We start from the raw sequence: 13,772 nt of genomic DNA, 5'->3' as shown, positions 1-13,772 counted from the left end.
GCGTCCACTACATGCGCGGCACAGGGGACGGCGCCGGCACCCTCACCCCGGTCGCCGACACCGAGTTTGCCAAGGACGCCACGTTCGGCTTCGCCAACTCGGACCTCACCAAATATGTGGAGGAGAAGTCACAGGGCCGGTACGCCGCAGAGTCAGTGATCGTCCTGGACCTGAACATCATCCGGGCCGGCGCGGAAGCCCAGGACCCCGCCATCTCCGCGAAGGCCATCGCCGACGCCATCGAGCCCGCCACCGCGTCCACCCCGATCGTGGCCGACATCGTCACCGAAAATGATTTCCGCGCCCTGGCCCTGGGCCTGGAGGAAGCAGAACGCCGCGGCAAGAAGCTCCTGTACCGCGTCGGCCCGCCATTCGTCCGCGGCCGCATCGGGCAGGAAGTCCGCACCCCGCTGACCGCCGAGGAGTCCTACGAGGGCAACACCCCCTCCACGGCCGGCGGCCTGATCGTGGTGGGCTCGCACGTCGGCGTCACCACCCGGCAGCTGAACGTCCTCACCGCCGAGCACAGCTCGGCGCGGATCATCGAGATCGACGTCGAGAAGCTCCTCGCCACCAAAGCGGAAGCCGCTGCACACCTGGACGCCACCGTGGACGCCGTGGTCGGGGCCCTCAAAGCCGGCGACGTCATCGTCCACACCAGCCGCCTGCTGATCAAGACCGACGACCCGGCCGAAAGCCTCCGGATCGCACGCACTGTGTCTGCCGCCGTCGTCGCTGTTGTGAACCGCACGCTGAAGACCTTCCCGCCGCGGTTCGTCATCGCCAAGGGCGGCATCACCTCCTCCGACGTCGCCGCGCACGGCCTGGAAATCCGCCACGCGATCGTCCGCGGTCCCATGTTGCCCGGCATCGTCAGCCTCTGGGAGCCGGTCGACGGCCCCGCGAAGGGCATCCCGTACATCGTCTTCGCCGGGAACGTCGGGGACGACCAGTCCCTCGCCGCCGTCACCCGCAAACTCAGCAACACCTTCTAGCCCCCGGCCCCGCAAGAATTCAACGGAGAACACCATGACCAGCAACTACACCGTCACCGTCCTCGGCCTCGGCGCCATGGGCCTGCCCATGGCCACCCGCATGGCCTCCCAGCTGACCGTCCACGGTTTCGACATCGCCGAACCCCGGCTCAAGCTCGCAGAAGAAGCCGGCATCGCCACCTTCGCCTCGGCGCGTGAAGCGGCCAAGGGCGCCGACGCCGTCCTGCTCGCCGTCCGCAACGGCGAACAGCTGAATGAGGTCCTCTTCGGTGAAAACGGCGTGGCCTCCGTGCTGGAGCCGGGCGCCGTCGTTATCCTCGGCAGCACCGTGGGTACCGATGCCATCCCCGCGACCGTGGAAAAGCTCGCCGCGTATGGCGTGGATCTCGTGGACGCGCCGCTGTCCGGCGGTCCCAAGCGTGCCGGCGAAGGTGACCTGCTGATCGTCGTCGGCGCTTCCCCCGAAGCCCGCGAGAAGGCGGCCCCCGCGCTTGAACTGCTGGCCTCCACGCTCACGGTGGTGGGCGACAAGCCCGGCGACGGCCAGGCCCTGAAGACCGTCAACCAGCTGCTCTGCGGAGTCCACATCGCCGCGGCCGCCGAGGCTCTTGCCCTGGCCGACGCTCTTGGCCTGGACCAGGCCAAGACCCTCGCCGCCCTCGAGGCCGGCGCAGCTGGATCATTCATGCTCTCCAACCGCGGCCCGCGCATCCTTGAGGCCTACGACGAGGAGGGCGCCAAGGTCCTGTCCCGACTGGACATCTTCGTCAAGGACATGGGCATCGTGGGCAAGGCCACCCGCGCCGCCGGCCTGGCAGCCCCCGTTGCCGCCGCGGCCGAACAGCTCTACCTGCTGGGCCAGGCCCAGGGCCTCGCCGCCGCCGATGACTCAGCGGTCATCAAGGTGGTCGCCCCCACGAAGCGCACCAACTAGCCCTAACTCCCCGTAAGCAAAGGCGCGACGACGGCGGTCCCCCCTCCGCCGTCGCCGCAGCTTCCACCCCGTTCCCCCCACCAAGCTCGCTAGGCTTAACTGGCGACGTCAAAGGAGACACACGATGAGCGCACTCGCTCTTCTTGCCATAGCCGTAGCAGGCGTCGCCCTGCTGCTGGTGGCCGTCATCAAATTCAAGATCCCCGCATTCCTGGCCCTGCTGGTTGTCAGCGTGTCGGTGGCCCTCGTCGCAGGCATCCCGCTGCCCGACGTCATCAAGACCGTGACCGAAGGCATGGGCGGAACCCTCGGGTCCGTCGCCATCCTGGTGGGCCTTGGGGCGATGCTGGGCAAGATGATCGAAATTTCCGGGGGCGCCCAGTCCCTGGCCGGCAAGTTCACGCAGCTGCTCGGGCCCCGCCGGGTCATCGCCGCCCTGACCGCCGCAGCCTTCCTGCTGGCGATTCCCGTCTTCTTCGACGTCGGATTCATCATCCTGATCCCCATCATTTACGGCTTCGCCAAGGCTGCCGGCGTTAACCCCGTCAAGATCGGCCTGCCCGTCGGTGCAATCATGCTCGCCATCCACGTTGTTGTACCCCCGCACCCCGGCGTTGTGGGCGGTGCCGGGATTTTGGGCGCCGACATCGGCTGGACCACCATCCTGGGCCTGGTCCTCTGCATTCCCGTGGGTGTCCTTGGCTACTTCGTGGCCCGCAAGCTGAACCGCCGCGACTTCGCCATGCTGCCTGCCACCGCCGAACAGTTCCGCCTGTTCGGGACCGGCACCTCCCAGGTGGAACAGGAGGCCGCGCAGGGAACGTCCAAGGTCGCCGTCAAGACCGAAGTCAAAACGGCACCCAGCCCGGCGATGATCATCACCCTGATTGTCCTTCCCATCCTGATGATCATGGTGGGCACCGTCGGATCCGTCATCCTGCCCAAGGATTCCTTCCCCGCCCAGCTTGCCGCTTTCGTTGGCGCGCCGCTGATCGCCCTCCTCACCGCCCTTGGCCTCGCCTACTACTTCCTGGGCATCCGCCGTGGCTGGTCCTCGCAGCACACCGGCGAAGTCATGGACTCCGCTCTTGCCCCGACGGCGATCGTCATCCTGGTCACCGGCGCCGGCGGCGTTTTCGGCAAGGTGCTGACCGTGTCCGGCATCGGCAAGGCCCTGGCCGAGGGTCTGCAGAGCGCGGGGCTTCCCGTCATCGTAATGGCCTTCGTCCTGGCGGCCATCCTTCGCGCCTCCCAGGGCTCGGCCACGGTAGCGATCATCACGACCTCCGGCCTGCTGGCGGCCTCGGTGGCGGACGGCGGGTACTCACCGCTGCAGACCGCGCTGATCCTGATTGCAATCGGCTTCGGCGCTTTCGGCCTCAGCCACGTGAACGACTCCGGCTTCTGGATCGTCACCCGCTACCTCGGGCTCTCCGTGGCGGACGGCCTGCGGACCTGGACCGTCCTGACCACCATCCTGGGCCTGGCCGGCTTCGCGCTGACGCTCCTGGTGTGGACCCTCACCGGAGGCCTGGGCGTCTGATGCGCACCCGACTCGACCACCTGGTCACTTCCGCCCTGCAGCAGGGTTCGGCCGTTCCCGCATTCACCTGCTACGACTTCACCACCGCCCTGGCTGTTGTGGGCGCAGCCGAGGAAACCGGGCGGGGCGTCATCCTCCTGGTCGCCCCCAAGACCGCCGCCACGCCCAACGGGTTGCGTCTCATCGCAGCACTCCGGGGGCTGGCGGATGCCGCATCCGTTCCGGTTGCCGTGCAGCTTGACCACGCCTCGGACCTCCAAGTGATGGCCGACGCCGTCGCGGCGGGGGCGGATTCCGTCCTCGCGGACGGTTCGTCACTGCCATACGAGGACAACGTTGCGCTGGTGGTCGCCGCCCGCAAATTGCTGGGCGACGCCGTCGTCCTGGAAGCCGAACTGGGCGGCCTGGCCGGCGACGAGGACCGCGCCTTCTCCGCGGATCAGCCTGCCGGCCCGGCCGGCATGTCCGTTGCCGGCCTGACCGATTCCGCCCAGGTGGAGGACTTCGTTGCCCGCACCGGTGCGCAGCTGCTGGCTGTCGCCGTCGGGAATGTCCACGGCAAGTACAAGGGCGAACCGCAGCTGCGCTGGGACGTCCTGCAGGACATCGCGGTGCGGACACACATTCCGCTGGTGCTGCACGGCGCCTCGGGCATCCCGGCGGAGGAACTGGTGAAGGCCGCGGCCATGAACGTGGGCAAGGTCAACTTCAACACCGAACTCCGCACCGGCGTGCTGGCCACGCTGCAGGACCAGCTTCCGGCCCACCGCGCCGACGGCGAAAACCTGCAGGCGCTCCTGGGCCACTGGAATGCTTCAGCCGCGCACTTTGCCGCCGGGACGCTGGCCACGCTCACCCGCTGACCCATCAGCCGGTCAGAGTTTTTGTCCAGATATGCGGGGCTAACGGCCTTCCATGTCGGCATACGTGGACGAAAACTCCGAAGGAGGGGGGCTAGGATCAAGCAATGATCCTGGCCTCCCTCCTTTTTGCGTTCCTGGCTGCGGCGCTGCACGTCTACATCTTCACCATGGAGTCCCTGACGTGGACCCGGCCTGCCACGTGGAAGCGGTTCGGAGTGGCGTCCCAGTCCGACGCCGAAACCACCAGGGCGATGGCTTTCAACCAGGGCTTCTACAACCTTTTCCTGGCGGTGGGGGCGTTTGTTGGTGTCGGATGCGTCGCCTTGGCGGGGAGCAGTGCGGCGCTGGCCGTGGTGGGCTGGACCCTGGTTTTCAGCAGCTGCGGTTCCATGCTCCTGGCCGCCCTCGTCCTGGCCGGCACAGGCCGGAAGTACCTCCGCGCCGCCGCCACCCAGGGCACGCTGCCGGTGCTCGCCGTCGTGCTTGGCCTGGTAGCGCTGGCGCTCTAAGCCCTTCCCCTTAAACACCAGGCGCCACAGGAGCACAATAGTGCTTGAACAGCGCACACTTGCCGTGAAGGGGGCACAGTGGCGGGCATTGCCAGGCAGCGGAGGAGCCCGCGGCCGGCCGCAGCGGAAGGCCGCGACACCGTCATCGACCTTGCCCGCTTCATCTGCCTGGCACTGGTAGTGGCGGGCCACTGCATGATGGTCAGCCCCGTCCTGCACCCGGACGGCACCGTAACAACACAAAATACCCTCGCCGAGCAGGACTGGTTCGTCCCCGTCATCTGGATCTTCATGGTGATGCCGTTGTTCTTCGTGGCCGGCGGCACCACGGGACTGCAGTCCTGGCGGCGGCTGAAGGCATCCGGGGGAACGGCCGCACAGTTTGTCCGGGCGCGGCTGCTGCGCCTGGTCAAGCCGGCGACAGCCCTGCTGGCCGTTATGTTCCTCGGCCTGGGCGGGGCAGCACTGCTGGGCGTCCATCCGCAGGTGGTGCAGCTGATGGCCGCCGGCGCCGGGATGCCGCTGTGGTTCCTGGCGGCCTACCTGGCTGCGCAGCTGAACATCCCGCTGCTGGCTGCCCTGCATGCCCGCGCACCCTGGCTCACGCTGGGGGCGCTGACGGCCCTGGTGGTGGCCGTTGACTGCCTCCGGGGTGCGCTGCCAGGCCTGGCCCACGCCAACCTGGTGTTCCTGTGGTGCGCCGTGCAGCAGCTCGGATTCCTGATGGCCGACGGGCAATGGTCCAGGCTCTCCCGGTCGGCGCTGCTGGGACTCGTTATGGGCGCGAACCTGCTGCTCGGCCTGGTGACGGGCCTGGGCCTGTATTCCGGGAACATGCTGGTCAACCTGAACCCGCCCAACCTGTGCCTGTTCCTGCTCGGGATCGCGCAGGCGGCGGGCCTGGAGCTGGCACGCCCCGCGCTGGCCCCGCTCTGCACGGTGCAGTGGATCAACAGGCTCATGCTGGTGGCAGGGGCCCGGTCCCTAACGGTCTACCTCTGGCACCTGCCGCTGCTGGTGGGGATGTCCGGCATGCTGCTGCTCACGCCGTTCCCCAAACCCGCCTCAGGCACCGCCGAGTGGTGGTGGTCCCGTCCGCTGGTCCTCCTCGCCCTGTCGGTCCTGCTCGTCGCTGCGGTGGCGGCGTTTGGCCGCCTTGAGGAACGCCCGACGCCGGCGCCCGGCACCCGCTGCCGGCCCGCCAGGGTGGCGGGAGCCGTCGTCGTGGTTTTCCTTCCGGTGACCGCCGCGGCTTTTTCCGGCCTTTCGCTGGCACTGCTGGGAGCCGGGGCGGCCTGCTTTGCCGCGGCCCTAATCCTGCTGCGCGGCCATTGCCAGCAGGGAGAAGTAGTGCCAGTGTCGAACCATGACCGAGAACACGATGTCCACCGAGGATAAGTTCGCCCCCGATGTCACGCTACGGCGCAACGACGCGCACCACCGGTACGAGCTGCTGGTCGGCGGCACATTGGCGGTCCAGTGCTTCTTCCGGGACCTCCCCGGGCATATCGACTTCACCCACACCGAAACCAGCCCGGGCTTTGAGGGGCAGGGCCTGGCGGGAGTGCTGGCGCATTTCGCCCTTGACGACGTTGTGGCGACCGGAAAGCGGATCATCCCGCACTGCCCGTTCGTGTCCAGCTACCTGCGCAAGCACGAGGGCTACGAGCAGTTCGTCGACTGGCCGGAGGGCTAAGCGGCCCGCGCCTCCCAAAGATCACCGTTATTCGTTCCGCCGCGCCGGGTACGGGATGTGCAGTGCACATTTACGCGGCAGAGGGACACTATGGCCTACCAGGAACAGCTGTTCGACGTCGCAGTGATCGGCGGCGGACCGGCGGGGCTCAGCGCGGGCGTAGCCCTGGCCCGAGCGCTGCGGTCCGTGCTGGTGATAGACGCGGGCGGGCAGCGGAACCTCCGGACCGAGGGGGTGCACGGTTTCCTCAGCCGCGAAGGAATGAGCCCGCAGGACCTGGTGGCAGCGGGCCATACGGAGCTGGCCCAGTACGGCGGAAGTTTCGAGCGGGGATTCGTCACGGGGGCCGCGGGCGAAAGTGGCAACTTCATCCTCACCCTTGCGGGCGGCTCCACGAGGAGGGCGCGGAGGCTGCTGATCGCCACCGGCATCACCGATGAGCTGCCTGGGATTCCCGGGCTCAAGGAACGCTGGGGGCGGGACGTCCTGTACTGCCCCTACTGCCACGGCTGGGAGATCAGGGGCCAGCGGATTGGCGTCCTGGCTTCCGACGCCCGCTCGGTTCCGGAGGCACTGACCTTCCGGCAGTGGAGCCCCCACATGGCACTTCTTCTGGACGGCGGGATGAAGCTTCGCGCGGACGAACGGGAACAGCTGCAGGCCCGGGGCATCTCCGTCGTTGAGGGCGCAGTCCGCCGGCTGGACGTGCGGGATGACAAGCTGGCCGGGGTCGTGCTCGACGACGGGAGCTACTTTCCATTGGATGTGCTGGCCGTCAGCCCGGCAGCCACGAGCAAAGCCACCATGCTCCAGCGGCTTGGGCTGGAACCGTCCGGATTGACGGAGGGAGAAGGCAGTTGCCTGCAGGCGGACGAGTCCGGGCTGACGGCCTGCCCCGGGGTATGGGCTGCCGGCAATGCCACAGACGTTTCAGCCCAGGTGATGACGGCGGCGGCCGCGGGGCTGCGCGCAGCCGCGGCAATCAACGCCGACCTGGTGCTGACCGATACCCGGCGGGCTGTGGAGGCGGCAAGGGCTTGAGCGCCGGTGAGGGCAGGCTGCGACGGTTAGTGAGCCCGGCCCTGGAGTGCAACCCCGGGCCGAGCGGGCGGGAAGCCGTCAGCTGGCGAGTGCCTCCGGGCTGATAGCCGCGGTGTGGCCGGGGTCGTCGATGGTGAAGCCGCAGGCACAGCGGTAAGTCACAACATTGCCGGAGACGGGAGCGGCGCCGAGCGGGACCATTCCCGTGCCGTCAACGTACACGGGCTGGCGGATGGGGAGTTCCGTGGGGTCGATCCGCTCCATGGGCATCCGGCAGTGCATCCGCGAATTCATCGTGACCAGCAGCCCCATATCCACGGGTGGGGTGCTTCCCAACGGAGAAGTGTCTGCCGTTGTGCGTTCCCCAAACGCCGTCAATTGGTCTTCGGTTGCGATGGTCATGTTCGTCCTTGGGCTTCTTCACGAGGCTGCCGGCGTTGGCCGCCCCGCCGCGAACTGCTTGCGGAGGTTCAATTACCCCAATACCTAAGCATGCTTACTATCGCCTGGGCAAATTTGGCATCCCGGAAGGTGCCAGGAGCCGCGGGTGCTTGGGTGTCCTGGCGCCGGGCATTGTGCAGGAGAAGTGCTCTCGGGCGCCAGTCAATGACGCAATCCTCCTGGACAAAGATGCCGTATTCCGCGGCAAAAAAGAAATACGGCACAAAAGTTTGATTAAAAGGGTCCCCTAAGTAAGGCTTGCCTTTGCAGTTCGAAAAATCCTGACCCGAAGGAAGCCCTGTGTCCCTGATGCCCCGCTTGGAAGAGTTACCCGTGGATGAGCCCCGCCCCGGAGGTGTCCGTACCCGGCAGGAGCCGCCCGGCCAGGACTTCGCCTCCCGCGTGGAACTTGCGCTCGGCGCAACCAACCACCTTTTTAATGCCCGCAACTCGCCGCGTTACGTGGCACAGGTGCTGCAGGGCGTCACCGCCGTGGCAACCAAGCTGGAGCGGACCACCCGGCCGTTCACCGGCGTCGGACCCGCCGAGATGAAGGCGCGGGTCGGGGCCGTGGACCTCGACGCCCCGCTGCCGGACACGGCAGCTGCGCTGCAGGAACTCGAGCACGTGTACCTGCGCGACGCCATCTACTTCCACGACGCCAAATACGCCGCCCACCTTAACTGCCCTGTGGTCATTCCGGCGCTGGTGGGCGAAGCCGTCCTGTCCGCCGTCAACTCCTCCCTGGACACCTGGGACCAGAGCGCCGGAGCCACCATGATCGAGCGGCGCCTCATCGACTGGGCCGCCGACCGGCTGGACCTCGGGGCCAACGCCGACGGCATCTTCACTTCCGGCGGCAGCCAGTCCAACCTCCAGGCCCTGCTGATCGCCCGGAACCACGCCGTGGCCGGCCTTCGCCAGGACCCCGCCCGGACCGGCCTGCGCCTCCCCGCACTGCTGGACACCTTGCGGATTTTCACCTCCGAGGACAGCCACTTCAGCGTCCAGAAGTCGGCATCCATGCTGGGCCTGGGCTTCGACGCCGTCATCACCGTCCCCACCACGGCGGACCACAGGATGGACCCCGCCGCCCTCGCCACAGCCATGGCGGAAGCGCACGGCGCCGGCCTGACCGCCATGGCGGTCGTCGCCACCGCCGGAACCACCGACTTCGGCGCGGTGGACCCGCTCGCGGACCTCGCCGCCCTGGCCCGGGCCCACGGGGCCTGGTTCCACATCGACGCAGCCTACGGCGGCGGCCTGATGGTCTCCGGCCGCTACCGCCACCTGCTGGACGGAACGGGCCTCGCCGATTCGGTCACCGTCGACTTCCACAAAACGTTCTTCCAGCCGGTCAGCTCCAGTGCCCTCCTGGTCCGCGAATCCGCCATGCTCCGCCACATCACCTACTACGCGGACTACCTCAACCCCGAAAGCGCCGCCCTGGCCGACATTCCCAACCAGGTGGACAAGAGCATCCAGACCACACGCCGCTTCGACGCGCTCAAGCTGTGGCTCACCCTGCGGATCATGGGCGCGGATGCCGTCGGCGCACTGTTCGACGAGGCCATCGACCTCGCCGCCCGCGTCGGTTCCCTGCTGGACGCCGACGACGACTTCGAGCTCGCAGCGCAGCCCCAGCTCAGCACCCTCGTGTTCCGCTACCGGCCCGTCCAGGACAACGGAACCCGGCTCTCCGAAGACGCAACCGACGCCATCAACCCGGCCATCCGCGCAGCGGTCTTCGCCTCCGGCGAGGCTGTAGTAGCCGGAACCAAGGTGGCCGGCCGGCACTACCTGAAATTCACCCTCCTCAACGCCGAAGCAACCCTCGAGGACATCGCCCAGATCATCAGCCTCCTGCGCACCACCGGCGCCGGACTGCTGCACAGCGCCAGCCTCCTGGAAAAGGAAGTAAACGCATGAGCACCCCCGCCAACCACAGGATCCACGACTTCGCCGCCATCGGCGTCGGACCCTTCAACCTCGGCCTCGCCGCCCTCGCCGGACCCGTCGAAGGCCTCGACGGCATCTTCCTGGAGCAGCGCGCCTCCTTCGACTGGCACCCCGGCATGATGCTGGAGCCCGCCCACCTCCAGGTCCCGTTCATGGCGGACCTGGTGACCATGGCGGACCCCACCTCGCCGTATTCGTTCCTGAACTTCCTGAAGCAGACCGGCCGCCTCTACCGCTTCTACATCCGGGAAAACTTCTACCCGCTGCGCGCCGAATACAACCAGTACTGCCAGTGGGTGGCGGGGCAGCTGCCGTCCGTCCGTTTCGGCACGGCCGTGCAGGACGTCACCTACGACGAGGGCGTGTACAGGCTTTCGGTATCCGGCCCCGACGGCTCCGAGGTACTTTTGGCGCGGCGGCTGGTGCTGGGCACCGGCACCTCCCCCTTCGTGCCGTCGTCGGCCGAACATATCCTGGCCGATTCCGCCGCCGGCCGCGGGGGAGTGGCCTTCCACAACGCCGACTACCTTGCCCGTAAGGCTGAACTGCAGCAGCAGCGCAGCATCACCGTGGTGGGCAGTGGGCAGAGCGCCGCCGAAATCTACTACGAGCTCCTGCAGGAAGCCGACGCCCACGGGTACCAGCTGAACTGGGTGACCCGCTCAGGCCGGTTCTTCCCGCTGGAGTACACCAAGCTGACCCTGGAGATGACCTCGCCGGAGTACGTGGACTATTTCCACAACCTCCCGCCGCAGCAGCGGGACCACCTCAACAAGACCCAGAAGAACCTCTACAAGGGGATCAATTCGGATCTGATCGACGCCATCTACGACCTGCTCTACACCAGGAGCCTCTCCGGCATGGTGGACACACAGCTGCTCACCCATTCCACGCTCACGGCCGCCGAATGGGATCCCGCGGCCGGGACCCACATCCTGCACCTGGAACACGGGGAGCAGGGCACCTCCTACACCCTGGACAGTGAGGCTGTCGTGATGGCCACCGGCTACGGCTACCGGGAACCCGGGTTCCTGGCCGGCGTGCAGGACAGGATCGCCCGGGACAGCACCGGCAGGTTCGCCGTCGACCGGAACTACAGCACCGGCGTGGAACCGGGTGAGATCTTCGTCCAGAACGCCGAGCTGCACACCCACGGCTTCGTCACCCCGGACCTGGGCATGGGCGCCTACCGCAACTCCTGCATCCTGCGGGAAATCACCGGCCGCGAGGTATATCCGGTGGAACGCAGCATCGCGTTCCAGCAGTTCGGGGCCCCGGCCCAAGCACCGGCCGGAACCCGGCCCGCCGCAGCAAACGTTGGCGCTGGGAACGTTGGCGCGGGGGTGCCCGCATGAGGTTCACCTTCCGCTGCCTCGACGCCGTGGCCGATGCGCCGCTCCTGCACAGCTGGGTGACGCAGCCGTACGCCTCGTTCTGGGGCATGCTGAACGCCAGCGTCCAGGACGTGGTGGAGGAATACGCGAAGATCCAGGCGAGCGGCCACCACCACGCCCTGTTGGGGCTCGACGCCGGCGTCCCCGCCTTCCTCACGGAGGAGTACCTTCCAGCGTCCTCGCCGCTGGCCGGCCTGTACGCCGTCCAGCCCGGTGATGTGGGCATGCACCTGCTGGTCGCCCCGCCGTCGCAAGGTCCCGAACCCGGCTACACCACGGCCGTGATGGATGCCGTCCTTGGCCGCCTCTTCGCCAGGCCGGAGGTGGAACGCGTTGTGGTGGAGCCGGACGCCCGGAACACCAAGATCCACGCCCTCAACGAACGGCTGGGCTTCCTGCCCGCAGGGACAGTCACCCTGCCGGACAAGGAAGCACTGCTCAGCTTCTGTACCCGCTCAGACTATGCCGCCGCCCGTGCGGCCATGCCGGCCGCCGACGCCGGAAACCCTGAACTTACCACCCGCACGCCCGTCCCGCAGGGAGCTTTCCGATGACCGTCCACCTCCAAACAAACTTCCCGGCCCTGAGCGCCGCAGCCGCACCGCACCTCTCCGGCGACCGCTGGGACGACGCCAACCGGCACCTGCTCCGCAAAGCGCTTGCCGAGTTCTCCCACGAACGGATCCTCACGCCCGAGCCGGTCGGCGCGTCCGGCGGCCGGTACCGCATCCGCAGCGGCGACGGTGTCCACGAGTACCTGTTCAACGCCCGGATCCTGCAGCTGGACCACTGGTCCATTGACGCCGCATCCATCCGCTACGTCCGGGACGGCAAGGAAGCGCCACTGGACGTCCTCGGATTCATCTCCGCGTTCCACGAGACCCTCGGCATCAACCTCCAGATGCTTCCGGTGTACCTCGAGGAGGTCAGCAGCACCCTGGCCAGCCACGCCTACAAGCAGTGGGCGGGCCAGCCGTCGGCCGCCGAACTCGCCGCCGGCGTGACCGGAGGGGTGGATGTGGCTGCGGACTTCCAAGCGATTGAACGCAGCATGACCGAGGGCCACCCCTGCTTTGTGGCCAACAACGGCCGCCTGGGTTTCGGCATCAGCGACTACCACGCATTCGCGCCGGAAACCGGCGCGCCCGTGCAACTGGAATGGATCGCCGTCCACCGCAGCCACGCCGTCATCACCGCCAGTGAAGGCCTGGACTACCGGGCGCACCTGGACGCCGAACTGGGCCCGCTGGCCGGGGACTTCACCAACGAACTGGGGCTGCAGGGCCTGGACCCGGACCAGTACTTCTTTATGCCCGTCCACCCGTGGCAGTGGGAAAACAAGCTCACCGTCACGTTCGCGGCGGAGATCGCCCGGCAGCGCATCGTCTACCTGGGAACCGGGACGGACAGGTACCAGGCGCAGCAGTCCATCCGCACGTTCTTCAACACCACAGCCCCGCATCGGACGTACGTCAAGACCGCCATGTCCGTGCTGAACATGGGCTTCATGCGGGGCCTGTCACCGCAGTACATGAAGGCCACCCCGGCCATCAACGACTGGCTGCGGAAGCTCATCGAAGCTGACGGTGCCCTGCAGCAGCGGGGGTTCACCATGATCGGTGAAATTGCGGCCATCGGCTACCACAACGGGTATTACGAGGCCGCGTCAGCCCCGGGCTCGCCCTACCGGAAGATGCTCTCCGCCCTCTGGCGCGAAAGCCCGCTGCCGCTGCTGCAGGACGGGCAACAACTGGCAACGATGGCCTCGCTCCTGCACGTGGACTCCGCCAGGAAGCCGATGGTGTCCGCCCTGATTGAACGGTCCGGCCTCGCACCCGCGGACTGGCTGCGCCGCTACTTCGAGGCGTACTTGGTGCCGCTGGTCCACTGCTTGTACGAGTACGAGCTGGCGTTCATGCCGCACGGCGAGAACGTCATCCTGGTCCTCGAGGACGGCGTCCCGGTGCGGGCCGTCATGAAGGACATCGCCGAGGAAATCGTGGTGATGGGGGACCGGCTCGAACTGCCCGAAGAGGTGTCCCGGATCAAAGCTGCCATCCCGGACGGCGAGAAGGTGCTGGCCATCTTCACGGACATCTTCGACTGCATCTTCCGTTTCCTGGCGGCCCTGCTGGAGGAGGACGGCAAGCTGGGCCAGGAGGATTTCTGGCGGACCGCCGCCGCTGCGGTGAAGGAGTACCAGGGGCAGCACCCGGACCTCGCGGACCAGTTTGCCCGCCACAACCTCTTCGCCGCGGATTTCGAGCTGTCCTGCCTGAACCGGCTGCAGCTGCGCAACAACCAGCAGATGCTGGACCTGGCCGACCCCTCGGGCGGGCTCCAGATGGCCGGGCGGCTGGCCAATCCGCTGGCCCGGTTCGCATAGCGGCAAGACCG

The 13,772-nt window shown here is 67.6% G+C and carries 13 protein-coding genes; 12 read left to right on the top strand and 1 reads right to left on the bottom strand.

Going from position 1 to position 13,772, the window contains the following annotated elements:
* The 8 genes from ACYQ1Z_RS12550 to ACYQ1Z_RS12515 form a co-directional block, all read left to right on the top strand.
* The coding region (locus ACYQ1Z_RS12550; RefSeq protein ID WP_459792858.1) for a nucleotide-binding domain containing protein at positions 1–995 on the top strand (995 nt) is incomplete at its 5' end.
* A 34-nt stretch (positions 996–1,029) separates the two neighbouring features.
* The gene (locus tag ACYQ1Z_RS12545) at positions 1,030–1,929 is read left to right on the top strand and encodes an NAD(P)-dependent oxidoreductase (RefSeq protein WP_459792857.1); all 900 of its coding nucleotides are present in this window, start codon (positions 1,030–1,032) and stop codon (positions 1,927–1,929) included.
* A gap of 124 nt (positions 1,930–2,053) precedes the next feature.
* The gene (locus ACYQ1Z_RS12540) at positions 2,054–3,472 is read left to right on the top strand and encodes a GntP family transporter (protein ID WP_459792856.1); all 1,419 of its coding nucleotides are present in this window, start codon (positions 2,054–2,056) and stop codon (positions 3,470–3,472) included.
* Positions 3,472–4,335, top strand: a complete 864-nt coding sequence (locus tag ACYQ1Z_RS12535; RefSeq protein WP_459792855.1) for a class II fructose-bisphosphate aldolase — start codon at positions 3,472–3,474, stop codon at positions 4,333–4,335. The genes ACYQ1Z_RS12540 and ACYQ1Z_RS12535 overlap by 1 nt, the downstream gene beginning before the upstream one ends.
* A 104-nt stretch (positions 4,336–4,439) precedes the next feature.
* On the top strand, positions 4,440–4,844 hold the full coding sequence (locus ACYQ1Z_RS12530) for a DUF1304 domain-containing protein (RefSeq protein WP_459792854.1): 405 nt from the start codon (positions 4,440–4,442) through the stop codon (positions 4,842–4,844).
* 78 nt (positions 4,845–4,922) lie between these two features.
* A complete protein-coding gene (locus ACYQ1Z_RS12525) occupies positions 4,923–6,242 on the top strand; it encodes an acyltransferase family protein (protein WP_459792853.1) in 1,320 nt (439 codons plus the stop codon).
* On the top strand, positions 6,211–6,540 hold the full coding sequence (locus ACYQ1Z_RS12520) for a GNAT family N-acetyltransferase (protein ID WP_459792852.1): 330 nt from the start codon (positions 6,211–6,213) through the stop codon (positions 6,538–6,540). Before ACYQ1Z_RS12525 ends, ACYQ1Z_RS12520 begins: the two co-directional genes overlap by 32 nt.
* 90 nt (positions 6,541–6,630) lie before the next feature.
* Positions 6,631–7,581 carry an NAD(P)/FAD-dependent oxidoreductase gene (locus tag ACYQ1Z_RS12515; protein ID WP_459792851.1) on the top strand — a complete coding sequence of 317 codons (951 nt, stop codon included), beginning with the start codon at positions 6,631–6,633 and terminating at the stop codon, positions 7,579–7,581.
* 78 nt (positions 7,582–7,659) lie between these two features.
* Here the strand turns inward: ACYQ1Z_RS12515 and ACYQ1Z_RS12510 are convergent, their stop codons facing one another.
* Complete coding sequence (locus ACYQ1Z_RS12510) at positions 7,660–7,983, bottom strand: hypothetical protein (protein ID WP_459792850.1); 324 nt, start codon at positions 7,981–7,983, stop codon at positions 7,660–7,662.
* A 348-nt stretch (positions 7,984–8,331) separates the two neighbouring features.
* Between ACYQ1Z_RS12510 and ACYQ1Z_RS12505 the strand changes: the two genes are divergently transcribed.
* From ACYQ1Z_RS12505 to ACYQ1Z_RS12490, 4 genes are read left to right on the top strand one after another with little or no spacing between them, the layout of a single operon-like run.
* Positions 8,332–9,951, top strand: coding sequence for a pyridoxal phosphate-dependent decarboxylase family protein (locus ACYQ1Z_RS12505; protein ID WP_459792859.1), 1,620 nt, complete (start codon positions 8,332–8,334; stop codon positions 9,949–9,951).
* Complete coding sequence (locus ACYQ1Z_RS12500; RefSeq protein ID WP_459792849.1) at positions 9,948–11,336, top strand: lysine N(6)-hydroxylase/L-ornithine N(5)-oxygenase family protein; 1,389 nt, start codon at positions 9,948–9,950, stop codon at positions 11,334–11,336. Before ACYQ1Z_RS12505 ends, ACYQ1Z_RS12500 begins: the two co-directional genes overlap by 4 nt.
* The gene (locus ACYQ1Z_RS12495; RefSeq protein ID WP_459792848.1) at positions 11,333–11,929 is read left to right on the top strand and encodes a GNAT family N-acetyltransferase; all 597 of its coding nucleotides are present in this window, start codon (positions 11,333–11,335) and stop codon (positions 11,927–11,929) included. Before ACYQ1Z_RS12500 ends, ACYQ1Z_RS12495 begins: the two co-directional genes overlap by 4 nt.
* Positions 11,926–13,761, top strand: a complete 1,836-nt coding sequence (locus ACYQ1Z_RS12490; RefSeq protein ID WP_459792847.1) for an IucA/IucC family protein — start codon at positions 11,926–11,928, stop codon at positions 13,759–13,761. Before ACYQ1Z_RS12495 ends, ACYQ1Z_RS12490 begins: the two co-directional genes overlap by 4 nt.
* Positions 13,762–13,772 lie beyond the last annotated feature (11 nt).

Source organism: Arthrobacter sp. AD-310, from assembly GCF_054656615.1.
The sequence above is the reverse complement of the archived record's forward strand: the minus strand, read 5'-3'. Positions and strand labels throughout refer to the sequence as shown.

Bases quoted from the DNA above. Each gene is read 5' to 3' on its own strand.
- ACYQ1Z_RS12545 (WP_459792857.1), top strand. From the start codon at position 1,030: ATGACCAGCAACTACACCGTCACCGTCCTCGGCCTCGGCGCCATGGGC.
- ACYQ1Z_RS12540 (WP_459792856.1), top strand. From the start codon at position 2,054: ATGAGCGCACTCGCTCTTCTTGCCATAGCCGTAGCAGGCGTCGCCCTG.
- ACYQ1Z_RS12535 (WP_459792855.1), top strand. From the start codon at position 3,472: ATGCGCACCCGACTCGACCACCTGGTCACTTCCGCCCTGCAGCAGGGT.
- ACYQ1Z_RS12530 (WP_459792854.1), top strand. From the start codon at position 4,440: ATGATCCTGGCCTCCCTCCTTTTTGCGTTCCTGGCTGCGGCGCTGCAC.
- ACYQ1Z_RS12520 (WP_459792852.1), top strand. From the start codon at position 6,211: ATGACCGAGAACACGATGTCCACCGAGGATAAGTTCGCCCCCGATGTC.
- ACYQ1Z_RS12515 (WP_459792851.1), top strand. From the start codon at position 6,631: ATGGCCTACCAGGAACAGCTGTTCGACGTCGCAGTGATCGGCGGCGGA.
- ACYQ1Z_RS12510 (WP_459792850.1), bottom strand. From the start codon at position 7,983: ATGACCATCGCAACCGAAGACCAATTGACGGCGTTTGGGGAACGCACA.
- ACYQ1Z_RS12505 (WP_459792859.1), top strand. From the start codon at position 8,332: ATGCCCCGCTTGGAAGAGTTACCCGTGGATGAGCCCCGCCCCGGAGGT.
- ACYQ1Z_RS12500 (WP_459792849.1), top strand. From the start codon at position 9,948: ATGAGCACCCCCGCCAACCACAGGATCCACGACTTCGCCGCCATCGGC.
- ACYQ1Z_RS12495 (WP_459792848.1), top strand. From the start codon at position 11,333: ATGAGGTTCACCTTCCGCTGCCTCGACGCCGTGGCCGATGCGCCGCTC.
- ACYQ1Z_RS12490 (WP_459792847.1), top strand. From the start codon at position 11,926: ATGACCGTCCACCTCCAAACAAACTTCCCGGCCCTGAGCGCCGCAGCC.